The sequence below is a fragment of the Desulforhopalus sp. IMCC35007 genome (assembly GCF_005116575.1).
Lineage (GTDB): Bacteria > Desulfobacterota > Desulfobulbia > Desulfobulbales > Desulfocapsaceae > Desulforhopalus_A.
Map to the genome: position 1 here is coordinate 1 of NZ_SWCN01000042.1, position 23,980 is coordinate 23,980.

The 23,980-nt window shown below is 44.9% G+C and carries 20 protein-coding genes, 1 tRNA gene and 1 pseudogene; 10 read left to right on the forward strand and 12 right to left on the reverse strand.

From position 1 onward, the window contains the following. Window positions 1–120 (forward strand): annotated as a pseudogene (locus tag FCL48_RS25580) (IS1595 family transposase); the annotation flags it as partial. Then, window positions 114–1,145: a tetratricopeptide repeat protein gene (locus tag FCL48_RS23655; RefSeq protein WP_136876380.1), complete on the forward strand. Its 1,032-nt coding sequence runs from the start codon at window positions 114–116 to the stop codon at window positions 1,143–1,145. The pseudogene FCL48_RS25580 and the gene FCL48_RS23655, both read left to right, overlap by 7 nt. Window positions 1,146–1,155: 10 nt before the next feature. Here FCL48_RS23655 and lnt read toward each other — a convergent pair whose 3' ends face one another. From lnt to FCL48_RS23685, 6 genes are all read right to left on the reverse strand, one after another. Continuing rightward, complete coding sequence (gene lnt / locus FCL48_RS23660) at window positions 1,156–2,649, reverse strand: apolipoprotein N-acyltransferase (RefSeq protein ID WP_136876382.1); 1,494 nt, start codon at window positions 2,647–2,649, stop codon at window positions 1,156–1,158. Between the two features lie 81 nt (window positions 2,650–2,730). Further along, complete coding sequence (locus tag FCL48_RS23665) at window positions 2,731–3,345, reverse strand: PEP-CTERM sorting domain-containing protein (protein WP_136876384.1); 615 nt, start codon at window positions 3,343–3,345, stop codon at window positions 2,731–2,733. 1,141 nt (window positions 3,346–4,486) lie between these two features. Beyond that, the gene (locus FCL48_RS23670) at window positions 4,487–4,993 is read right to left on the reverse strand and encodes a methylated-DNA--[protein]-cysteine S-methyltransferase (protein WP_136876386.1); all 507 of its coding nucleotides are present in this window, start codon (window positions 4,991–4,993) and stop codon (window positions 4,487–4,489) included. A gap of 6 nt (window positions 4,994–4,999) precedes the next feature. Continuing rightward, window positions 5,000–5,626, reverse strand: coding sequence for a cyclopropane-fatty-acyl-phospholipid synthase family protein (locus FCL48_RS23675; protein WP_136876388.1), 627 nt, complete (start codon window positions 5,624–5,626; stop codon window positions 5,000–5,002). Between the two features lie 7 nt (window positions 5,627–5,633). After that, on the reverse strand, window positions 5,634–6,134 hold the full coding sequence (gene tpx, locus FCL48_RS23680) for a thiol peroxidase (RefSeq protein WP_136876390.1): 501 nt from the start codon (window positions 6,132–6,134) through the stop codon (window positions 5,634–5,636). Between the two features lie 256 nt (window positions 6,135–6,390). Next, on the reverse strand, window positions 6,391–6,837 hold the full coding sequence (locus FCL48_RS23685; RefSeq protein WP_136876392.1) for a DUF3465 domain-containing protein: 447 nt from the start codon (window positions 6,835–6,837) through the stop codon (window positions 6,391–6,393). 329 nt (window positions 6,838–7,166) lie between these two features. Between FCL48_RS23685 and FCL48_RS23690 the strand changes: the two genes are divergently transcribed. Then, window positions 7,167–8,261, forward strand: a complete 1,095-nt coding sequence (locus FCL48_RS23690) for a deoxyguanosinetriphosphate triphosphohydrolase (protein ID WP_136876394.1) — start codon at window positions 7,167–7,169, stop codon at window positions 8,259–8,261. A gap of 3 nt (window positions 8,262–8,264) precedes the next feature. Here the strand turns inward: FCL48_RS23690 and FCL48_RS23695 are convergent, their stop codons facing one another. Next, window positions 8,265–9,062 (reverse strand): GDSL-type esterase/lipase family protein, encoded by a 798-nt coding sequence (locus FCL48_RS23695; protein ID WP_136876396.1) that lies wholly within the window; start codon window positions 9,060–9,062, stop codon window positions 8,265–8,267. 324 nt (window positions 9,063–9,386) lie between these two features. Between FCL48_RS23695 and FCL48_RS23700 the strand changes: the two genes are divergently transcribed. The 3 genes from FCL48_RS23700 to FCL48_RS23710 all read left to right on the forward strand — a co-directional run bounded on the left by FCL48_RS23700 (window position 9,387) and on the right by FCL48_RS23710 (window position 13,453). Continuing rightward, window positions 9,387–12,056 carry a valine--tRNA ligase gene (locus FCL48_RS23700; protein ID WP_169309357.1) on the forward strand — a complete coding sequence of 890 codons (2,670 nt, stop codon included), beginning with the start codon at window positions 9,387–9,389 and terminating at the stop codon, window positions 12,054–12,056. 397 nt (window positions 12,057–12,453) lie between these two features. Next, window positions 12,454–13,284 (forward strand): hypothetical protein, encoded by an 831-nt coding sequence (locus FCL48_RS23705; RefSeq protein WP_136876398.1) that lies wholly within the window; start codon window positions 12,454–12,456, stop codon window positions 13,282–13,284. A 93-nt stretch (window positions 13,285–13,377) separates the two neighbouring features. Then, window positions 13,378–13,453, forward strand: a tRNA-Phe gene (locus FCL48_RS23710). Between the two features lie 185 nt (window positions 13,454–13,638). Here the strand turns inward: FCL48_RS23710 and FCL48_RS23715 are convergent. Genes FCL48_RS23715 through FCL48_RS23725 form a run of 3 tightly spaced genes read right to left on the reverse strand, consistent with a single transcriptional unit; the run spans window position 13,639 to window position 17,787 of the window. Next, window positions 13,639–16,089 (reverse strand): PEP/pyruvate-binding domain-containing protein, encoded by a 2,451-nt coding sequence (locus FCL48_RS23715; protein ID WP_136876401.1) that lies wholly within the window; start codon window positions 16,087–16,089, stop codon window positions 13,639–13,641. Next, window positions 16,089–16,643 carry a hypothetical protein gene (locus FCL48_RS23720; protein WP_136876403.1) on the reverse strand — a complete coding sequence of 185 codons (555 nt, stop codon included), beginning with the start codon at window positions 16,641–16,643 and terminating at the stop codon, window positions 16,089–16,091. Before FCL48_RS23720 ends, FCL48_RS23715 begins: the two co-directional genes overlap by 1 nt. Before the next feature lie 55 nt (window positions 16,644–16,698). Beyond that, window positions 16,699–17,787, reverse strand: coding sequence for a sulfite exporter TauE/SafE family protein (locus FCL48_RS23725; protein ID WP_136876429.1), 1,089 nt, complete (start codon window positions 17,785–17,787; stop codon window positions 16,699–16,701). Window positions 17,788–18,244: 457 nt separating this feature from the next. On the opposite strand from FCL48_RS23725, the gene FCL48_RS23730 reads away from it, so the two are divergent. Beyond that, window positions 18,245–18,487, forward strand: a complete 243-nt coding sequence (locus FCL48_RS23730) for a hypothetical protein (protein WP_136876405.1) — start codon at window positions 18,245–18,247, stop codon at window positions 18,485–18,487. A gap of 215 nt (window positions 18,488–18,702) precedes the next feature. Here FCL48_RS23730 and FCL48_RS23735 read toward each other — a convergent pair whose 3' ends face one another. Beyond that, window positions 18,703–18,972 (reverse strand): SemiSWEET transporter, encoded by a 270-nt coding sequence (locus FCL48_RS23735; protein WP_136876407.1) that lies wholly within the window; start codon window positions 18,970–18,972, stop codon window positions 18,703–18,705. A 506-nt stretch (window positions 18,973–19,478) separates the two neighbouring features. Here FCL48_RS23735 and FCL48_RS23740 point away from each other — a divergent pair. Continuing rightward, window positions 19,479–19,922, forward strand: coding sequence for a hypothetical protein (locus FCL48_RS23740; protein ID WP_136876409.1), 444 nt, complete (start codon window positions 19,479–19,481; stop codon window positions 19,920–19,922). Between the two features lie 401 nt (window positions 19,923–20,323). On the opposite strand, the gene FCL48_RS23745 is transcribed toward FCL48_RS23740, so the two are convergent. Further along, window positions 20,324–21,220, reverse strand: a complete 897-nt coding sequence (locus tag FCL48_RS23745) for a DMT family transporter (protein ID WP_136876411.1) — start codon at window positions 21,218–21,220, stop codon at window positions 20,324–20,326. Window positions 21,221–21,621: 401 nt separating this feature from the next. On the opposite strand from FCL48_RS23745, the gene FCL48_RS23750 reads away from it, so the two are divergent. Together FCL48_RS23750 and FCL48_RS23755 are read left to right on the forward strand one after the other, a co-directional pair. After that, window positions 21,622–22,833 carry an NAD(P)-dependent oxidoreductase gene (locus tag FCL48_RS23750; protein WP_136876413.1) on the forward strand — a complete coding sequence of 404 codons (1,212 nt, stop codon included), beginning with the start codon at window positions 21,622–21,624 and terminating at the stop codon, window positions 22,831–22,833. 130 nt (window positions 22,834–22,963) lie between these two features. After that, window positions 22,964–23,980, forward strand: coding sequence for an amino acid ABC transporter substrate-binding protein (locus FCL48_RS23755; RefSeq protein ID WP_136876415.1), 1,017 nt, complete (start codon window positions 22,964–22,966; stop codon window positions 23,978–23,980).

The following is a 23,980-nucleotide window of genomic DNA, read 5'->3' on the forward strand; positions in this document are numbered from 1 at the left end:
TGTTATCGCTTTAACCGTAGATTTAAGTTGGCAGATATGGTTGCTTCCCTCCTCAAATACTGTTTAAAAACTCCACCGATGCCATACCGACTGTTGAAAATGGCTGAAGTTCGGTGGTAATCAGAAATTTTAAAGACAGTTCCCTATATGACCTTTTTCACCTTACAAGGTATCTGGCGTTTTTAACCGCAGGTGATTCAGAGGCGGCAATCAAATCTTTACAGCAAATAACTCAACCAGAAAAAATCACAAACCTTCACATGCTAAAAGCGATTGGGTATTATTCTGCTGGTGATAATAGTAAAGCCAAAGAAGAATTAAAACAGACTGTCCCTCCCTATAGTGAACTGCCTCAAATTCCAGACTTTGATCTCTTCATGAATGATCCTGCAATTGGTCCTAGAATCGGTTTAGCTTTGTATTGTTACGACCAAAAATTTTATAGGCAGGCAATTGCTATTCTAAAAGAAACCGAAAGTAAGGTAGGTGACAATATTCTGCTAACTTTTATACAGGCTGAATGCTACTTGGGAACAAACCAATTTTCTCTTGGAATAGAAGCTTTGCGCAAAATCAATAGGACACTGAAGAACAGCTATGCAATTCAATTCTACCTATGTCAGGCATACGCTCGAGCGGGTATGTTGAGTGAGGCAGAGGCTATGTATGAGATATTAACAGAAGAACGACCAGATTTCATTATGGCCAACTTAACCTATGGAAAGCTTCTTTCTAACCACAACAAGTGGGAAGCAGCTAAGAAGATATATGAAAGTGGACTTAACTTCAATCCTGATTCTATTCATTTACAGATCGCTCTTGGGTGGACTCTAGCCTTTTTAGGTGAAACCGACGAGCTTGAAAATTTGTTGCAGATTGTTAAAAAAAATGAAGGATTTGAATCGGTCTCTTTTCTGCATCTTAAAGGATGGAATCATTTCAAGCGAGAAGATTTCACCGAAGCAGTGAACGTGTTGAAAAAAGCAATTGAAATAAGCCCAGGGGATCCAGAAATTGCTTTTCACCTGGGAATGGCAATGATTAAAGTTGGAGAAGTAGATAGTGGCAGAAATTTACTTAACCAAAGTATGTTATTCCCCAAACAGCGAGAAAAGTACCAAGAACTTGTTGAGAAAATTCCTTAAGTACTCCATTTTAAAAATATTTTAAATTCATTGACGAGATTTTTTTAACAGCATAACCGGTAACAGCCCATAATAAAGTGAGAATGAGAAGGCTTTTTCCTAGTAAAAAGCCATTTTTTGAGAAAAAAGTTTCAACAGTATTCAATTGGATATCCTTAGACAGATACCCTGTAGTGCCAATCCCAGACTCTTGAACGATATGACCCGTGGGGGTTATTACCATTGAATGCCCCCAGTTTGCTGACCTTACCAAATATTTTCTGTTTTCGACTACCCTGAAAACTAGGTGAGGCACAGGGATATTATATGCTGGCCAAATGTTTTCGAACGCCATCTGATCATTGGTTATATTAACAAGGAAACCATTATTTTTGTTCGCAATTTCTCGCACAAAATTTGGAAAAAGTAACTCGTAACAGATAAGCACGCCGAAATTAAATTTTCCTGCTATCTTAATTGAAACAGGACCGTCCCCTCTGTTAAAGACAGATTCATGAAAAGGTACTAAAATATTTTTTCTATACTCTTGACTAACAAATCCTTTTTCAGGTACTAAAAATGCAGAGTTGTATTTTTTTATTGAATTTTCTTTATCTCTCTCAAAAGAGAGAGCCCCTAATAAAATAGGAACTTGCTGCGTTTTGGCGAGATCTGTCAAACCGTCAATATATTCTCTTTCTCGTACAGATCTCAGATACACCGGGACACTGGTTTCAGGCCAGATAGCTAAATCCACTTTTTTCGACGTTTCTTTAATAGAGAGAATTGTTTTCTGCTTTAAAATGGAAAATATTTCTGTTTTTAACTTTTGTTTATCTTCTGTTAAAACAGAAGAAAAAATACTGTTAATCCGAAAAGATTCTTTCTTGTGGAATTGATCTCTATACCAAGACTTTCTCTCCAAGCCATAGCCTACAATAAATAGGGTTGCGAGTATAACTAGACCTATAAACGTAATATTTTTCTTTATTCTTTGTTTAATTACAACAAACACAACCAGATTAACTGCCAGGACCCAAAAACTAATGCCAAACACTCCCGTTATGTCAGCTAGCTGTATTAGTTCTGCTGCCGACCACAAACCATACCCTATTGCAATTGAAGGTATCGGCCAAAAAACATCAGAAAGCAACACTTCGAGGGATACCCATAGACAAATTGTCCATAGAGCCTGTGATGTGCCATCTAGTCCATTTTTTTTACCGATAACAACCCCGGGGACAAAAAGACCATATATAAGAGCATAAGCTAAGGTAACAGCAAGCATGGTCAGCAGGCTCAAATTGGAAATCCAATAAAAGCATGACATGCTAAAGATGAAACCAAAAACTACCCCGCTTCCATAACACTTAGCCAAAGAATAACTGTTATGGTCTGTTAGTTTTTCAATGGCAAAAAAAAGAGGACAAAATGCAAAGAAAATGAGTGGCCATAGACCAAAGGATGGTGTCACAAAAGTTAATAAAAGTCCTGAACAAAGACACAACAAGATTATTTGATACACTTTTCTCTTTACTCTATGAAAGAAAAGGGGAGTGATCTTAGATCACTCCCCTCTGGAACATACATTTTCTTCTGAAAATTATTATGCTTTTCTTTTACGTCTTGAAAATCCAACCAAGCCAGCAAGGCCAGCACCAAAAAGTAGTATAGTTGAAGGCTCAGGAACAGGTTCGTTCACATTAATATCGTAACTGCCCATATCTTTTGTGAAAGAGGTACCCTCATTTATATCGAAACCAGTCTCGGCAGCAAGTCCACTAAGTGAAAAACTAGCGAGTGTTTCACCAAGCATGCTTGCGTCAACGTCTACACTAAAAGAAAAATCGTAGCTTGCACCGTCGAAATCAGGCTCTTCGCCGGACCCACCCGGTTCTATATCGCGGGCATCAGCTGTACTTGCCCAGCTTAACGAACCAATAGCCAGCTCCAATGTAGTTGCACTTGCGTATGGATAGATTCCACCACCTTGAACGTCATCAGCATACAGTACAGTCGCATCCACACTATATGTTGTGCCAACTTGTAGTTCCGCAGTATCATTAATCCAATCTGCAGTACCAATTGGTGTTACTGTTAGAGAGCTAAAACCGTAATCACCTGCCCAATCCGCATCAGGTCCACTACCAGCACCAGCGATAACAGTTGTTGCTATACAACTGCACAGTAGAGCCGCACATGTAATCAATATTTTTTTCATTTTCTACCTCGTCTCCATAGAATTAATAATTACTGGATAACTGAACCAGTATTTTTTTTCTGCTTGATGTCATTCAAAAACAGTGCCACATTTCTAATCACATGTAGTTAAACGATTTTATCTAATCAGAATCTTTTTTGATAATGAGACTGTTAAAAATATCGACAGTAAAGTTGGGTCTAAATAGGATGCGGATCGGTTTCACTTCTTTTGAGAATTAGTTTGGAGTCGTACATCATAGATGATGGCTGACGGTGTAGATAACTCTTGGGTGACTGATTGGGTATTATATCAGAGACACAGCTTCTAATACGGTTAATGCGCGAATGTCACTGACTCGACTGTCAATTGGTCGTTTTATTCGTCAAAGACCGAGACTAGAATCATTATCCCTGGCAGCAGTCATTATGGAAACCAAGGATATGTGTCAGAAAACTTTACACATACTTCTACATATACAATAATTTCATCGTTTGCTATTTGTAAAAGAATCTTTTGTTTATCTGTAAGGCCAACAATGATACAAGAGATTACTTGAGGTGCTACTTGGGTGTCCCAGGTGCGGCCACTGTATCACTTTCCAGTGATATGTGGATGAATCATCTTGCCAATTGATTGCAGGGTAAGGACTCTGCTTTCTGCTTTGCCGGGCCAGTTGGCGCGACATGACTATGAATCCTTGCGACACGGTACATGCAAGATTTTTGGTTAATGAATCATTGACAAGAAAACGGATGTCAGAAGTCACAGAAAGCAAAATGGAGGTGGATTGTGCATTTTTCGTCGAGATAATCGCTTTATGTTACAAAGACCCGGAAAGAGCCACCCTTTTGATAGACAAGACAACGTTAATGCCCATGCACCTAGTTCTTTACGCCACACCTTTTCACCGAAAAAGGCCCCGATCTTATGGGAGGTCGTTTCGAGTTTGTTCAAACAGGGAAGATCTGAAACTTGTTTTAAATGGCTGGAATTTTTTGAATGTTTTGAGTGGCAGTGTTTAAAATGCAGAAGCAATGGTTTACGCTACGCTCATTGAGTTGAAGGGGTGGAGTCAGAAAGAAACGGTATGAAAGCAGGGGGGATATGGCAGTTCATTGCCACAGCTGTCCAGATAAAACGGAACAGCTGTTATCTGACATTAGACATGTGACACGAAACTAGTGTGCTGGGGAATGTTGGATTTTTCAAGGTCTAATAGTAGTTGTTTTACGTCAAGGCCTCCGCCAAATCCTGTTAGGGTACCATTCTTGCCAATGACCCGGTGGCAGGGAATGATGATGGGAATTGGATTGCATCTGTTTGCCATCCCCACAGCACGACAGGCTTTTGGTTTACCGATGTGCGTAGCCACATCCTGGTAACTTGCGGTGGCACCGTAGGGGATTTGAGTGAGTTGATGCCAGACTTGTTGTTGGAAGGTGGTGCCTTTGGGGTCGATTGGCAAATCAAAATCCTGTCTTTCTTGCCTGAAGTATTCGTTGAGTTGCTCTGTCACTTGATTGAATGTTGCGGGACTGAGGATGCAACCCTCGATATCTCTTTCTGTCCAATTATTAGGGAAATAGAGGTGCTGCAGCGCTTGGTGGGTACCGATCAGCAGGAGCCTGCCGATCGGTGATTCATGGAAATTGTAAAATTTCTGCATGATTTTTTATGGCTGAAATGAGGTGTTATTCTGTATTTTTTGTCCGATAAACTGCACAACTGCGCCGACACCGTTATGTAGCTTACCTTCATGAATTTCCCGCTCGAGTTCAAGACCATGTATGATACGTAGACCTGTGAGTTCCTGCTCAAGTACAGTAAAATTCATCAGCAGTTCAGGGATTGGTGGCCCGCCTGTACCATGCTCTAACTGCTTTGGAGTGTACCCTTCAAGGAGAAAAACACCCCCTGCTTTCAAACTGTCCGGAACAAGTCGGTGCACTGATTTTCGTAAGACGGGTGGGAGATGACAAAAGATCGAGATTATGGCATCGTACTGTTGTTTAAATGTAAACTGAGCCAGATCAGCAACGACTGTGTCAACTACAACCCCGTGCTTTTTTGCCAGAGCCTCTGTCTTTTTCATGGCAACAGACGAGGAATCAACCGCTGTCACCTTGAATCCTTGAAGGGCCAGATAAACACTGTTTCTCCCTTCACCTTCAGCGAGGCAGAGCACCTCGCCTCCAGCGGGCAGATGTTCAAGAGATGCTACTAAAAAGTCGTTGGGATCAGTGCCGTACGCATAGCCGGGTTCACTATAGCGCTGATCCCATTTGGAGGTCTCGCTCATCGGGGAATTAACCGATGGCCTTAAGGGCGCTGTCGTAATCTGGCTCCTGTCCGATTTCCGGTACCTGCTCTACATATTTTACAATGCCTGCAGGGTCAATAACCACCACTGCTCTTGCAAGAAGGCCGGTCAACGGTCCACTCGTGATTGTCTGTCCATAGGCCTTCCCAAAATCACTCGATCTGAAAACGGAGACTGGAATGACATCCTTTAGTCCTTCAACTTCACAGAATCTTCCATGGGCAAACGGCAGGTCTGCCGAGACGCAGAGGACAACAGTATTGTCTGCTTTGCCAGCTTCGCTGTTGAATCGTCTGGTGGATGCTGCGCACACGCCGGTATCTATTGAAGGGAAAATGTTCAGGATAACTGTTTTACCGCTATGATCTTTGAGGCTTATTTCTGATAGATTCGTTGCTACCGCAGTAAAATCAGGGGCCTTTGAGCCAACTGCTGGAAGTGAGCCGATTGTGTCTATTGCATTACCTTTAAGTGTAATTTTCGCCATGGAAATCTCCTGTTGGTGTAATAATAAGATTATATGAGTGCTGCACTCAGCAGATAGTAATTCTTATTGTTTACCCAGTTGTCAAGCTGGCACAACGAAAAAAGGATGCTGGATTCTGTACGGTGCAGAAGAATAATTCATGTTATTTGTGCTCTTATTTCAATATGATGGTGGTTAGATTGCTTTGATGTTTGAGGCCTGTAAACGCATGTGTATGCCCTTGCCCTGACAACATTGGAGTGCACACAACCCTCAATCACTTGTACATTGTACCATTGTGTTCCAACCAGCCATCCGGGTGTTGCCTTGCAGGATCATGGTGGGTCCAGTGTACAACGCCTCCCCTATTGTTGAACTCATATTCTCCTGAGAATCCTATCTGGTCGCCTTGGTGTAGATCTGTGATCTTTGGTGCCAGGTCGATGTTATGGGCGATGAGAATGGTGAAGTTTTCAGAAATCTTGACAATAAATTTCTGATGCCTGGAGCCGTCAAGGTCATCGGGGAGGAGTTTTACAACGGTACCACTGCCAGTGACCTGAACAGATTGTTGCTTGTTTAAAAACGCCTGTTCAATCTGAGAACTTTCGTCTCTACCTGGTTGTAGCTCGGAATCGTTATTCTTGTAGTAGTCTGCAACAACGACAACGAGGGCCACCAAACAAAGCAGCACTGTTCTTGTGAGTTTAGAATGTATTTTCATGATCTGTGGGTTCCGTTAGAGGGAGATGACAAATCTCTGTACATTAAGTGAAATTATGGCGTGGTTCGAGAGTTAATTGATCACTTACCATGTACTATAGTAACCTTGGTGCTTGTATGTAAAGATATAATATTACTGATTAATAGCAGGCTTACCTGTAAGAGTTGGCTGAAATGTCAGTTCGGATATGGAAATTTGTTTGTCGCACGTGCAGGTAAGTTGTTGAAATCATGAGCGAGGCGTGGTTTAAATAACTGCAGAGGTTTGGTGAATATGAAGGATGTTGTATTAAATTAATCAGTTGCTACTGATACAACCACCAGGGAACAATGTCATTTGTACCGGTAATAGGAACGTCGATTAAGTACCAGTTAGAGTTGAGGGAAGAAAAAATTCTGTCTCCTTTTGCGACTCTCAATAAAGATTCCTCTGGCAGGCAGGTAGACGAAAAGGAGGATCTGGCAGATATTCGCCTTCCTTTTCAGCGGGACAGGGACCGGATAACCCATTCTAAAACCTTCAGACGCCTCAAACACAAAACCCAGGTGTTTCTGGCCCCCACCGGGGACCATTATAGGACCCGTCTGACGCATGTACTGGAAGTATCTCAAATTGCGCGAACCATTTGTTCTGCCCTGTGTCTGAATGAACCTTTGACAGAAGCAATTGCCCTGGGGCATGATCTTGGCCATACGCCTTTTGGCCATGCCGGTGAAGCAACGCTTAATGAATTACATCCCGGTGGGTTCCGCCATTATGTTCACAGCCTGCGAGTGGTTGATTTCCTTGAAAATAACGGCAAGGGGCTAAACCTTACCTTTGAGGTACGAAACGGAATTGTTCGGCATTCAAAAGGCAGAGCTGATATCCTGCCTAAAGAAAAGTCTGAGCTTGCCGTAACCCTGGAAGGGCAGGTGGTGCGTCTTGCCGATATTATCGCCTACGTGAATCATGATCTCGACGATGCAGTGAGAGCTGGAATTTTAAAAGAAAGCGATTTACCCCATGCTATCAATAAGGTCATCGGAGAACGGCATTCGATGCGAATCGGGGCCATGGTTCGTGATCTCATCGTTGAAACGCTTGCGGCAAACGATGGCAATCTGCATATTAGTGATAAGATGCTGGAGGCCATTACAAATCTCAGGTCCTTTCTCTACGACAACGTCTACACCTATTATAAAGTGCATAATGAATTTACCAAAGCCCAGCGGATTATCCGTGATCTCTATAATTTTTTCCTGGAAAACGGCATTGTACGAATACGGGGCGGAGAGTGGGTCAACAGCAAGGCGGATGACACCTGGTCAAATGAAAAGGATGCCCACCGTATGGTCTGCGATTATATAGCCGGGATGACAGATCGCTACGCCCTCTCCGTGTACCAGCATGTTTTTTTGCCGGAACCCTGGAGCGTAAGGTAGAGCTTATCTGTTTCTTCCGATGTGTTTTAGTAGTGGAGGAGAGTACGAACGATTTTTGACCTTTTTCCCAATAGTTGCAAAAAAGGTAATAAACAACAGCATAATAACGAGTAGTAACTGAAGACTGAGTGTTTTGGGGCCTGTAAAATTTCCAGTGGGTGAGATCATTTCTCCAACAGTTTTGTTCCAGGTCTCGGCCAGGTAAAAGTAGCCATCGTCGTTTGGATGAATACCGTCAAGGTTGAGGGCCGGCCATTTCTTTTCAATCGCGGTAAATTGATCAACCAGAGTAATATTATTGTCTTTTGCCAGCTTTCTTATCATGGGATTGTACAGCTTTGGGATAAGAAATTCTGAGTTTGCCTGGTTGCTTGGGGTGAGAGTCGCCAGGATCGGTTCAACACCTTTGGCTTTTGCCTTATCAATCATGAGTTGAAGATTCAATCTGGTAGTCTGGATAGGATAGCCGCTGCGTATATCGTTGGTTCCTTCCATGATGAGAATCGCATCTGCAGGTATTGTGTTGAGAACTTCATCGATACGTTCAATTCCCTGATACGTTCTTTCACTTGGTACCCCCTGATTGTAGACGGTACATGGTTTGCCTGAACGTTCAATTATCTGTTGCAGCCGAGGGGGGTATCCACCTGTCTTGCTTCCTGTACCTGAGGTGATGGAATCCCCGAATGCTATTATGTTCGCCCCTAAAGCAGGTACTGCTGCCAATGCATGGGTGATAAGCAGGACCAGCAGATAGTGGCAAGAGTGTTTCAATGTAGATTGTATTCTGGAACAGTGCATTAAGAGTCTACTATAGTGTACAGAGTACTTTTACTTGGATCGGGAGCGGTCTGTTTGTGCGTATGAGGTGATATAGTCCCATTGGAGCTTAAAATGTACAGCCTTTCAAGCGGTCCTGTCAAGGCGTAACAGGAAACCGGTTGATCAGGTGACCGGCTAAATAAACAGTTATCAGCCCTGAATATAGATTGTTGCGAATAAATAAATGAGGCTTTTTTAAAGCTGCGGTTGATAACTATTGAATTCTCGCAATATCATAGTTAGTTTCACTGGCGGTGCGCCTTTGGCGCGGGGTTATTAAATTAAGAAAAAGATCAGCACACTATGACTATAAAAGACGAAAAGCTATTGAGTAAGGGATATGAGTTCGCGGCCGTTGAAGAAAAATGGCTGGAGCGCTGGCAGAAAACCGGCAGTTTTGCGGCAAAGATGGAAGATGGCAGGCCTGCCCATTCAATAGTTATCCCTCCACCCAATGTGACGGGTGTTCTTCATGTTGGCCATGCACTCAACAATACCCTGCAGGACATACTTACCCGTTATAAGCGTATGTGCGGATACAATACGGTCTGGGTTCCTGGCACTGACCATGCCGGAATCGCAACCCAGAATGTTGTCGAACGCCAACTTGCCACCGAAGGGAAAACCCGGGATGATCTCGGCCGGGACGCCTTTATAGAAAAAGTATGGGAGTGGAGAAAGGAAAAAGGCGGTACAATTATCCATCAGCTGAAAAAGCTTGGCGCCTCATGTGATTGGGACCGCGAACGATTCACTATGGATGAAGGACTCTCTGATGCAGTGCGGGAGGTTTTTGTCCGTCTGTACAAAGAAGGCTTGATCTATAAGGGCGATTATATCGTCAACTGGTGTCCCCGGTGCCATACTGCTCTGGCCGACGATGAAGTTGAGCATGAGGATACAAAAGGCAAGCTCTACCATATTCGCTACCCCTACGCCGATGGTTCTGGGTACGTTGTTGTTGCAACCACAAGGCCTGAGACCATGCTGGGAGATACGGGTGTAGCGGTTCATCCAGAGGATGAACGTTACCTGCATCTTGCGAAAATCGGAATTAAACTTCCCCTTACCGATCGAATCATTCCAGTGGTCTTTGATGAACATGTGGATAGAGAATTTGGTACAGGGGCTCTGAAGGTCACTCCATCCCATGATCGTGATGATTATGAGATAGGCATGCGCCACTCGCTCCCTCGTCTCAAGGTTATGGACGACAAAGGTTTTATGAATGAGGCAGCAGGGGAGTACTGTGGTCTTGAGCGATTTGAGTGCAGAAAGAAAATTGTTGAAGACCTGGAGCGGTTGGGTTTCCTCGAAGAAATAGAAGACTATGACCACGCTGTAGGCCATTGTTATCGCTGTAAAACGGTGAGTGAGCCGACAACCTCCCTACAATGGTTTGTCTCGGTGAAGCCACTGGCTGCCAAGGCGGTTGATGCCGTTAAAGATGGCCGGATAAATATCTATCCGAAAACCTGGTACAACACATTTTACAGCTGGATGGATAATATCCGGGATTGGTGCATTTCCAGACAGATCTGGTGGGGCCACCGAATTCCGGCCTGGACCTGTGATGATTGCGGCGAACTCATTGTGGAGACCAAAGCACCTACTGCCTGTCCAAAATGCTCTTCTGTAAAACTGAGCCAGGAAACTGACGTGCTTGACACCTGGTTTTCCTCGGCTCTCTGGCCCTTTTCCACGATGGGCTGGCCCGAAAATACCAAAGAGCTGCAAACCTTTTATCCCACCTCTGTCCTTATCACCAGCTTTGACATCCTCTTCTTCTGGGTTGCCCGAATGATGATGATGGGCCTGCATTTCATGGATGAAGTCCCATTTAAAGATGTGTACCTCCATGCACTGGTTCGTGACAAGTATGGGAAAAAAATGTCCAAGTCCACAGGCAACGTCATTGATCCTCTGGTGGTGATGAAAGAATATGGCACCGATGCCATGCGTTTTACCCTCACAGCCTTTGCAGCCCAGGGACGGGAAATCAAGCTTGATGAAGACAGGATTGAGGGCTATCGCCATTTTATCAATAAGATATGGAATGCAGCAAGATTTGCCTTGATGCATGTTTCGGAATGCGATGATTCCATTAAAGACGTTGTCAATACCCCAAAAGATCTACCTCTGGTTCATCAGTGGATTCTCAGCAGAACCGCTGCAACCATTAAAGATGTTCGTCTGGCTCTTGATGAATATAGATTTAACGATGTGGCTTCAGTGAACTACCAGTTTATCTGGCGTGAATTTTGTGATTGGTATCTCGAATGGATAAAGGCAGACCTCTTCAGTGACAATCCTGCAGCCAAACAACAGGCGCAGGGAACACTTTTGGTGGTTCTTGAAACGATCCTCAAGCTTATTCACCCGATCACTCCATTTGTTTCCGAGGAAATTTGGTCAGTACTGCCAGGAGAAAGAGAACTGTTGACCACCAGCGCTTTTCCTCCGGTACAGCCCACATGGGAAAACGAGCAGGTGGATGCTGAATTGGAGATGATCATGGGGGTTATCACAGGTATCAGAAATATTCGCTCTGAAGCTGATGTACATCCCTCAACCAGGATTGAGGCACTCGTTCTCTGTAGCAGTCAAGAGCAGCTGAATCTGCTTCAGGGACACGGACCAGCCGTTTCAGACATGACCAGGCTCAGCAATTTTACCGTTAGTATGGAAGCCCCAAAGCCTGATGATGCAGCCACCTATATCTACAACGATATAGAAATATTTGTCCCTCTAAAAGGCCTTGTTGATGTTGCTGCTGAACTGGAAAAGCTTGCTCGCGAAGAAAAGAAAGTGGAAGGCAAATACAAGCAGGTGGCAGGAAAACTTTCCAACGAGAAATTCCTGGCAAATGCACCGGATGATGTCGTGCAGAAAGTTCAGCAGGAAAAGGCGGACCTAGATGCCAAGCTGGCTAAAATCGCTGAAGCGAAAGAACGTTTGCAAAAAATGGCCTAGAGACCAGGAATATATTGTACTACCCGGAATGATTCGTGGTTTTCTCTGGGAAGTCGGGGGCAGAGGTGGTCTACCAGTGATTTGACGTTATTCACTGGTAAGACTGGCATGTGAGCTTTTATTTCCCATTCGCACTCTCGTATGATATCTGTATAGACAGGACATTTAAAGGGTTGATCTTTAGGCGTTCTTTTAAAAAACTGTGAAGACGGTCAAGAGCGAAGCAGCCGACTGTTTTAATAGCTGAAACTTCATGTTGATACGCTGGGTTATGCCGTTAGCATTGTTAGAAAACACTTGATTAAATACTCTCATATATGCGATACTAGCCTGTGAGTAGAGTAAATGGTATTATTTTACTTGTGTCTAAATCTTCGTAATAAAGAGGTCTTAACCGATGCGTTGTCCAAAATGTGGATACATTTCATTCGATAATGTTGATGAATGTCTGAAATGTAAAAAAAATATCAAGTCTGCATCAGAGGTCCTGCAGGGATCTGTGCTTAAGGTAGCACCACCGAGTTTTTTAAAATTCCGTGGTGAACCGAAAAAAAGCAAGAAAACGCACTCTGATTTTTCTGACGAAATATCACCAGTCGCAGACTATGCTGACGATGAACCGGAATTTTCACCAAGTGACATAAATATTTCCGAAGATGTTGACGGCGAAATAGAAATTATGTCAGGGGGGCTTGGTACAGACCACTTGCAAACAGAAACTGCCCATTCCAGTCTTGAAGCAGAAGAAGAGGTTCAGGATGGGGATATCGAAGTTGATCTGAGTCAGTTTGAAGAAGTTTCTGATCCTGAGGCAGCTTTTCTTTCCGATGAAAGTGAAGAGTCCCTGGCAGAGAATGCTGACGTTATAGAAATATCTATGCCAGAAGAACTGAGTGACATGTCAGATCTTGATCCTCCAGGTCTGGATATTGATGCTGGTGATCTTGCAGACCTTGACTTGAACCTGGATCTTGATTCTGAGTCAGATGATCTCAACCTGGATGATCTTAATTTTGACCTTGCCCTTGATGATGTTGAGGTAGATCGAACCGTTTCAGAAGAATCTGTTCAAGAGACAGTGCTCGCTCTTGATGATATTGATTTCTCAGACGCCTTGTCAGATGACGGTGATGATGATTTAGTGGATAAATCTCTCGCCATGGATATGGATAGTGACCTTGATTTTGATCTTGATCTGGGCGGTTTGTCTATCCATAAAGATGTATAAATTGCAGATAAGCAATAAATTGAAAATAAATAAAGAAAATCTATTGACACTCACCGTCAATTTGGGTAAATAAACGTCTCCAAACGATGAGGCGCCGGGATAGCTCAGTCGGTAGAGCAACGGACTGAAAATCCGTGTGTCCCTGGTTCGATTCCTGGTCCCGGCACCATTCGTTTGAAAAGATATGAGGCGATTACAGTTGAACTACTGTAATCGCCTTTTTCTTTTTATATGCTTCTTTATGATTGGTACGGTCACAATACGATCCATATGGTTTCGTACTGAATCATCACTTTCTCTGGAGCCATCAATGTAATTCCGGGGCTGCTTTAAAGAAGGTGTTCGATAGGTGTGCTATTGGGGGGAAGCTGTATTTTCTGTATTGGCAATAGCGATAAATTTTGCCGCTTCCTGCGCGGCATGTTCACTTCCGGTCATGCGCATATCCATCATCCGCGTTTCTGCGAGCAAGAGGCCAAGGCGGGTGAGGGCCTGTTCGGTTGCGGCAAGAGAGCGCCGTGAAAAACTGGCGTCAAGCATATCACCTCTACAGGATGTCTCGAAGCCAAAGGCGGTCAGAACCTGCTCGATGAACTCCAGCCGAAACAGTCGCTGCTGGTGGGCAGCACCACCCCCTTTGAAACGAAAATTGATATAATTCGTCGAATCCTGCTCTCCGCAGATTGTGTCAACAATAGAAAAATGGTAACCGAAGCGGATATTAAGGTGCAGATATTCTCTGGCTGCGATGGCGTAGCTGGCAAGCAGCCGTGAGTCACGGGAGAAAATGCCACCGCTGACCTGATCAAATCCCTCCCAGTCCACATGATGTTGACTGGTGTCCCAGTAAATTCTCGGATCGGTCATTCCCTTCCACAGAGCCCGCATAGGTAAGCTTGAGAGTTCCTCAAGGGGGATTGTCTTACCTGACGAAGATCCACTGCTGCAATCGAGATCGAGAACATACATAACAAGCGGGAGATCGGTCGCAAGCTTTCGTGCGGCTCCAAGGCCTCTGCCTTTTTTGCCGACCAGGTTGAACATCTCCCTGACACTTTTTTCGTGACAGAAGCGGACAATATCATGGAGTGAACGGCAATGTTCCGGGGTGAATGATTCGCCATCAGGGTCAGTGAGGTCAAGATGAGTAATACAGGCGGCGAGGTTTGTAAATTTTTCTTTTGGAAATTGGGAATTTGTACTCAATTTTCCGGTTTGCAATACGGCATTGACGCATCCACTGAAGATTCTGCCGGAGGCTGCATCAACGGTGACAATCTGGCCGGTTATCAAATCGGCAGTCTCACCGACCAGAACGGGGATACCGCGTTCTCGAGCGACAGAGGCAAAATGACTGGCCCTGCTGCCATTTTTAGCGATGACACCGACCACACGGTCGAGAAACTGTGATAGTGAGGGGCGAAGGGTCGGGGTGAGCACTACAGATCCGGGCGGGATGCTAAGAAAGGTTTTGCCGGTGGGGGCAAGAAATATCGGACCGCAGGAAATACCGGGTGCGGCACAATGCAGGTCGCTATAGAGCACGTTCTCAAGGTCAAAAGGGGTGACAATTACCGGAGGAGGATCCTTTTTCTGATGGAGGGGGCGGCTTTGAAGAACTGTCAGACCGCTCTCGTCAAGAGCCCATTCGATGTCCTGAGGACAACCGAAGGCATCTTCTAGCTGTAAGCCCCAAAGTTTTATCTGTTGGAGTTCGGCGGATGTCAAGAGGCTGTTTTCCGAGCTGTGGGATACCTCGTGGTCACTTTTGTTGAGATGATATTTTTCAGGAGTGCGTGAGCCGTCAACCAGTCCTTCAGCAAGACCGTCAACCGCATAAATCCCCAGGCGCTCCTCGTGAGCCGAAGCTGCCGGGTCAAGGGTATACATGACCCCTGATGCTCGTGGTGAGATCATAGGGATGACAAGGGCTGCCATGGTGGTGTCGCTGTCTCTTAAGCCGTGCCGGATGCGGTAGCCCATAGCGCGAGGGCAGTATTTTCCGGCAATCACTCTTTTGTAGGCAGAAACAGTATCCTCTGGAAGTACCTCAAGCTCACTGGCGTATTGACCGGCAAATGATACATTACCGTCTTCGGCCATTGCGCTGGATCGAACTGCCAGTAACGTGACAGGCCCCAGGGCGTCAAGGGCAAGGTTTATCTGTTGGACGATTTCTGCGGGTATCTCGCAGGCAAGAATCAGTTCCTGTAGTTCTCCTGCAATACGAATGATTGTGTGATGATCGGCAGCGTGGATCTGTGCAAAACGACGGGAGAATTCCTTTTGGAGTTGGTTCTCAGCAATAACGTGGTGGAATGCGTTTGTGGTAATGACAAAACCGGGGGGGATAACTACGCCGGTTCGTCCCGCAGCTGAAAGGTTGGCTGCCTTTCCTCCTGCGAGTTCGGGGTAGTCTGCCGCCTGGTCAAGTGGCAGGACGTAGGGTGGCGTACTATTGACAATCGGTGGAATGAGTATTTTCCGTATTTGATCAGCCAGGTGGGTGTGGCTGTTGAGCAGGCTCGAATACTCAGGATTCATTGTAGAAAGGTGGTCTGCCATGGAACCAACAATTCCGGTTATTTGCTCTACGAGCCTGCTGATCAGATGTGGATCGGCAGGGTTTTCACCAGAGAAATGTGATTCAAGGTCGGCAATGAGATCCAGGGCCTGACCATCAAGTTGTAGGATGGTTCTAAAAGACTGATATTTTGTGTGAAGTAGGTCTGCCGGGGCGAAAATGCTCTTGAGCCAGTGTTGCCAGCGACTCCGTATGCTTTTACTTCCCCTTGCAGTTGACATCAGGATTGCTGAAGTTGTCCCACCAGTCGGGCCTTGGTGGTTTTGTACCAGGTCACGCGACTCATAATTGCTGAATAGACCATTCGGGTTGCAATATAGAGCAGCAGAAAAGACGGGAAATACTCCACCGTATTACCAAGAAACGGCATATGAAAGGGGAGTTCCAACGGTGCATCAACAAAACGTAAACTCAGCCAGGCGAGGGCGAAGGGCATAGGCCAGATTGAAACGCAGAAAATTGCGGCGCCAAGCGAAAATGAATGGCCAAAGGCATCCAGCCCCTGCTTGTTGATGGCTTTGAAACTCTCTTTGTCACCAACCTTGAGTGCGCTTTCTGAAAGTTCGTGGTTGTGGTCCATTTTGGCTTGTATCTTTCGTATGTATTTCTTGTTGATCAAAGTCACAAGGCTGGCAGACAGGTCGCCTAGAAGAATACAATAGATGGCGAGAAGAACAATGCCGAGAAGGTATCCTGCCGTTGCTGAAGGCAGCCATCTGAAGGGCGCGATCAGCCAGGGGTCAAGGAAGAGAAGGGCGGAGGTTATGGTCGTCATATTAAAGCTCCGGGCACGGGGCCCGGAGCCATCCAGGGCACGAGGCCACTAAAAATTAACCGAATATCCTGTAGTTAAAAAATCCTCTCAATACGTAATCGATACCGACATAAAGTGCCAGAACGATAAAGAGGCGCTTGAGCAGGATATCTGAGAAGTATTTTGAGGTTCTTGGTCCAATAACTGATCCAAGAGCGATACCGCAGAGTTCAATACCAATCAGTACCCAGTCAAACTGCACCCCTTTGGAGATAAGGGTCACAATACTGGTAATCATGCTGATCAGTACTGCCAGTGCTGAGGTTCCTGCTGCAAGGTACATTGGTAGTTCTGCTACGCTGGTTAAAAATGGAACAAGCAGAAAACCGCCACCGACGCCTAAAAACGCAGCGATTGCAGAAATAACAATACCACCGATAAACGGAATAAGTGGGTTGAATTTGAATTCGACGCCATAGAAGGTGAAGCTGATGACGGTCATGGAGATTTTGGTAACCTTAACGCCCATCGCAGCGGTATCGACTTTTTCACCGCTCTTTTGCTTCTTTACGCTAGCCTCGAAGGCAGCAGCAGCAGCTTTGGCCTTCTTTTTGCTGGCCTGACCTGCAGAAGATGTTTCATAGAAAAGATAGACACCAAGAGCCAGGACAAATAGACCAAAATATCCTTGATATTGTGAGAAAGAGATCTTGCCGGCACTCAGAGTGACAGAACCCCAGGCACCGAGAATGGAGCCAATGCCAAGAGATACCGCCAGGGGTACAACAAGGCGGCCCATCCGGTAGTAGTTGAATGAGGAAATAAGGGCGGATAAACCGACCAGATACTGGTTGGAACCACGGATTGAGTCGGTAACAGCCTTATTCAGCGCTGGTGTCGTCTCTTTAAAGGATTTGGCGTAGCCGCCAAGACCGAAGATACTCATATGTCCGACGCCGGCCATAACACCACCAAAAGCGCCGACTGTACTGAAGATCCAGCCGACCCAGACCGCCCAGCAGAAAGCCAGAATCATGTTGACCTGTGGAGCACCGGGAATGCCAAGAAATCCTGCAGGTTTGGCGGGATCAATCTGACCAGGGCCGGTGCCTTGGGGGGCAGATGCAATAGCGTCCTGCAGCTTACCGGCCCAGGCAGGCTCCATCCACATACTGATAGCGAGCGTTGTACACGCCGCAAAGAGAAACAAACTATGGTTCTTTTTCACAACAGCCTCCAGAGGTTAAGGATAATATTTCTACGTGAATGTGACATTTGATCAACTCTTTGTCTCATCTATGCAATTTCATCAGCAAGCTTTATGCCAATACTGGATATGCTTTTTTCAGACTGTTTCACTGATCCCACTCTCACTGGAAATAAACACGCAAAATTTCATTTTCAAGATGAAAAGTAAGATGTTTGTTCGCTCAGCGGTTCGCGCTGTTATCAGCAGCTGTGAAGGGGCTGCTCCTTGTAACCCTCTGTACTCCTGAACTATGTATAATAAAAATTAATGAGTATGCAACATTTATGAAGCGGTAAGGTTAATATAATATTTGAATGTCACTAAAAAATCGATGTTTATACTAATGCAACACAGATGTTGCAATGCAGCAATTATGTTGCTTCTTTGGACGGGTAAAACCTGTGCGGTGAGCATGTGTGTTTGTCTTCAGTATTGGTTGCATACTGTTCTGCCCATGGTGGTCTCAAGACTCTGGATGAATATGATGTCCTTCCAGGGGAAAACGATTGTTACGGCTTCCACCCGGGCCATAGACTACACCCGATTTCTATGGCTGGGCCTCTTCAATGGACTTTTGGTAACGCTACTGCTCTTTACAAAAACCGTTTCTCTGTAGCCCCTGATCGACTAGGTAAATCGCCGGGAGGTATTTCCCTTCTCGCAAGCTTTGGGCCAGTAGACAATAAATCAATATATGCAGGTCAGACAGTGTCGGCAAAGCACCCACCGTAAATAGAGAGAAGAAGATCGGTATTGAAGAGAAAACCCGCCCGTTTCAGGCCATCTCAGACAGGCAAACGTATACCAATCATATGAATAACTTCTGAATGGTTAAGAGTTGGCCCTCAGTGTTTCCTGTATCTTGAAATAGACAACGATCAGTGCCAGGAACAAAGTGATACTGTTTGCAATAATGACCGGCCATAACCACAGCAGAAGGCCGTACACCAGCCATAGGGCAAGACCCGTGGAGAACAGCAGATACATCCATAAGGAAATTGCATGGGTGTCCCGTGTTTGTATGACACGTAAAACCTGGGGTACAAACGCTACTGTCGTTAAAAAAGCTGCAATAATACCAATGAGTGATGGATTCACCACGGAACGGACCTCCAGGGTTCTACAACGAAAATTTTAATAGCTGCACAAAGTTCCTATATGCTTGAAGACGTATATCATGTTTGTGCCTGGCTGCCAGAAAAAAGGTTTTGGGCTCTTACAATTACCATCTTTTACCTGTCTTAACTTGGCCGGATATTACCTTGAGTTCCAAATTTTCTACTGAGGATGTGGCTGCTCAGGGGACTGGTAAAAACAGAGTCTCAGAGTAGGATTGGAGGCTGTTTGAACAAGACATCTACCCGACATGGTCTTGTCAGGTGCCCTCAGCAGACCCTATTTCTCCCGATGTCCTCTGTTATTTTACCAGTATCTGCTTTATTACTGATGCAAAGGAAATTACTGTTACAAAAAGCGGTATCGGCGTTGATTGATGAAAATGACTCAGTGCGGTTAATAGAGTCTAGGTGCTCAAGGTATATAGGACTTCACAACAGTTCCGTTAATCGTCTCTGCGGCTTTGGAACATTTCAACAGGAGTTATGTCAATGAAAAAGAATATAGCAGCCCTTACGATGATGTTGTTTCTCGCAGCTACATCTGTCTCATTTGCCGGAGGATACGGGCACAGAGGTCATGGTGGTTACTATAATGGGCATTATGGCGGTGGGTATCACCACAATGGATATCGTAACGGTCCACGACACTACAATTACAGAGGCCATCACAACAATGGTGTGGGGATCGCAATGGGTGTGGTAGGCGGTCTCCTCCTTGGTTCTGCTCTGATTGCCGCGACACCTCCCCAGACAGTTGTCTGTGGAGCTCCATATGCAACGTATCCTCCCGAGGTTGTTGTCCGGCAACCAAGAGTTTGTGTTGAAGACCGGGTCGTCGAAGGAGAATGGCAGATTAACCGTTATGATGGCCGACGATTCTGGGCTCCCTATCAATATCCCGTAACCCGAAGATTCCAGGTCCCCTGTAACTAAAAAATTGGGAGGATACCTTACGAGATTCTTAGTGGAGCGGAGGTTTCAAATGAATGTCTACTTCCTTTTTTGTTGTTACAGAGGCTTCATTTTTTAAATGTAGAAAAAAATATTATTTCATCATTGAAGTCGGTTTATCTCTTTTTCGTAGAGACGGATGAGATATACTGGATAGAGCAAGAAGGTTTTCAACGCTCACGATCGTATTTTCTCGGCCAAAGCATGTCCTTTAATCTACGTTTTCTATATTCCAGCCTCTTTACTCCCAATATTTGCAGAAGTCGATTTGCAGCATATCTGTTTGAAGTTACTGAAAATAATGTTGGGCCCACTCGCTAGAATTCAAAAAATACAATCCAAATGTGGGTATGAACTCATACCTGTCTATCTGATCGTATACACTAAGGATGGAAAATAAAAGCTATACCGAGAACTGCCAGGAATGCACCAACCCATGCTCTGGGCGAGGGTTTTTCTTTTGTTGCAACCCAAAGAATAGGCAGGATGAGTATGGGTGAAGTGGCAGAAAGTGTTGATACGAGACCAGCAGGACCGTGGGCCAGGGCATAAAGGAGCAAAGTCATACCAATAGCCATGCCTAAGATTCCGCTTAAACCGGTTTGCCATAAGAGCTTCGCGGTTGCAGGCGTAGCCCAGTAACCAGCTCTTGAGGACCTTAGCAAAAAGACAAAATCTAAGGCTAAGGCGGCAAACCCGACTCGCAAGCCGGCGGCGGCTACAGCGTCAACCCCGGAGGCCATGACTGGACGAGCAATTAGAACAGCAAGAGCTTGACATAGAGCTGATAAAAAACCAAAAATAATTCCTACAGTTAGTGAACCTTGAATCTCTTCAAAGACATGTTTCTGGATTGAGGTGTTTCGAAAGAACACCGCCAACAGAACGCCAGCTACAATAAGTACACAGCCAATAATCGTGTTAAAGGGAAGGGATTCTCCGAGGAAAAAGTAGCCCACGACTACTGTCATAGGTGCATTGGTCGTGAAGAGGATTCCGGTTCGCCGCGGGCCTAGTCTTTTCAGAGTAGCGTAAAGAAGAGTGTCTCCAATAAAAATTCCGATAATAGAAGATAAGAGCAGAACAAATACAGAGTGAAGATCAAGAGTCCGCCAGGTGCCAGTGATTAAAATGACTAAAATGAGGATGACAGAAACGATGTTGAGGCGAATGCGATTAAACCTTTCCGCGCCAAATGCACGTGTCGGTGTCGTTGACAGCAACCCCCCAAAAGACCAACATATAGCAGCTGCCAAAGCGGAACATTCGGCAATATACATGTGATTTTTCCTCTGGCAGAGTTGCCTTTTTTCGGTATTTCCGAAATCGAGGGAGCAATTGAAGCATTAAGAAAGGTAAGTATGATACCGGCTGCTAACCTGAACCAATACGTGCCAATCCAATGAAGATGGGCGGGTTATAAATAATCCAATTGGAGATGTCAACGAAGAAAAATTTTTCTTTTTAGAACGTTGCAATGTTTGCTGGTTTGAAATCAGAGCTCTTTCTGAACCTTTGATATTAATGCAAAAATAGCTTGCTTTTCCCTGCCCCATATGAATAGGGTTACTCACAAAAACAGGAGTCCTCGGCGGGGTATAACGTAGATCTCGCGCTGGTCTAATCAGCAGAAGACGTGCCAGGAAATGCTATATTCGTTTGAAAAAAGGAAAATTAAAGAATGAAAAAAACAATAGGCTTAATACGAGAGGGAAAAATCCCAATTGATCGTCGTGTCCCGCTCACTCCAGCCCAAGCCAAAGCAGTAATGAGTCGTTTTCCGGATGTTGAAGTGGCCGCAGAGAGAAGCGACATCCGTTGCTATTCAGACCAAGAGTATGAGCGAGAAGGAATCAGGCTTTTAGACTCTTTGGAAGCTTGTGACATTATTTTAGGGGTCAAGGAAGTTCCGGTTGATACGTTAATCCCAGAAAAAACATATTTCTTTTTCAGCCATACGATCAAAAAGCAACCCTACAATCGAAAATTACTCCAGGAAATTTTGAAGAAAAACATTTCCCTCATCGATTACGAAACGCTCACAGACGAGACAGGCAAGAGAATTATTGCTTTCGGTCGATGGGCAGGAATAGTTGGAGCATACAACGGCATATGGACTTTCGGTCAACGATACAATCTCTTTGATACTCGACGAGCGCATACGTGTTTTGACCTTGATGATCTGTGGTCTGAGCTTACCCAAATAAATCTTCCCCCGATAAAAATTGTTTTGACCGGCGGGGGCCGGGTTGCCAAAGGTGCGATGGAAGTATTGAGCCGATTGGGTGTTCGTAAAGTAACGCCTCAGCAGTTTCTCGAAGAATGGTATGATTTTCCAGTTTTCGTTCAACTTAACGCACGGAACTACAACAGAAGCAAGACAGGTGAGGAGTTTAGCAGAAATAGTTTCTATCAGGCACCACAGATGTATGAGGCTGATTTTATCAAATATGCAGCGGTCGCCGATATCCTGATTGCTTCGGCATATTGGGATCCGAAAGCACCTGCTCTTTTTGATAGAAAGCACATCATGAGCGACAATTTTAAAATTTCTGTCGTAGCTGACATAACCTGTGATATCGAAGGGTCTATACCCTGCACCAAGCGGCCTAGCACTATTGAAGAACCTATCTATGATTATAACCCCTGTGACGATCAAATAGAAAATCCTCTATCGGATGAGGCGAACATCACCGTTATGGCCGTCGACAATTTACCGTGCGAGCTGTCAAGGGACGCGTCAAAAAACTTCGGCAATGATCTGCTTGATAAGGTTCTACCAGAAATCCTTGGCAATGATTCGAGAGGAATTATTCAGCGCGCAACAATAGCCAAGGACGGAAAACTATCTGGACGATTCACTTATTTGCAGGAATATGCTGACGGCAAATAGGCTGAAGTAAAGTGGCAGGAAGCAAAAGAGGCTTGCCATCATTTATCAGAATTGTATAATCAATTGCTTTAATGAGACCACATATTTTTAATATTGTGGAGACAATTCAGACCTTCAATGGAGATAGTATATGAATGTATTCAAGACACTGGCCGTAGCATCTGCAGTATCGGTGTGCATGGCTGGCAGTGCAGTGGCTTCAACTCTAGATGCTGTAAAAGAAAAAGGCTATGTAAATATCGGCGTATCGGGAAAAGTGATCGGTTTCTCTGCTCCGGATGCTCAAGGTAAATGGACTGGTCTGGATGTAGATTTTGGCCGAGCTGTTGCTGCGGTAATATTTAATGATCCTGAGAAGGCTCGATTCACTCCAGTAGCTTTTAAAGAAGCATTTACCGCTCTTCAGTCAGGAGAAATTGATATTCTTTCAAGAAATACGACGTGGACCTACCAGCGAGACACTAAACTTGGTATCGATTTCGTCGGCACCATTTTTTACGATGGCCAGGGTTTCATGGTCAAAAAAAGCCTCGGTGTGACAAGTGCGAAAGACCTTAATGGTGCAAGTGTTTGTACTCAAGCCGGTACCACCACGGAATTGAATTTATCAGATTATTTTGTTTCCAAAGGAATGGCTTATAAACCGGTTGTATATGAGTCTGCAGATGAAGCAACTGTTATATATGATACCGGTCGATGTGATGTTTACACCACCGACACCTCTGGACTGGCTGCCCGAAGAAGTACCCTTGGCAACCCAAAGGATAACATTATACTCCCTGAAATTATTTCAAAAGAACCTTTAGGACCTGCTGTTCGACAGGGTGATCAGCAATGGAGTGATATTGCGCGCTGGACTCTTTTCGCGATGATTAACGCTGAGGAGCTGGGCATAACTTCTCAGAATGTTGATGAAATGATGAAATCAAAAAACCCTGCTATTCAGCGTTTTCTCGGTGTTGACACCAATTACGGCGAATTCATGGGGCTTACCGCCGACTGGGCGTACCGGGTCATCAAGCACGTGGGCAACTACGGAGAAGTTTATGATAGAAATGTTGGACCTGCTACGGTTCTTGGTCTTGAGAGGGGTGTGAATGCACTCTGGACCAATGGTGGAATCATGTATGCACCACCTATCAGGTAA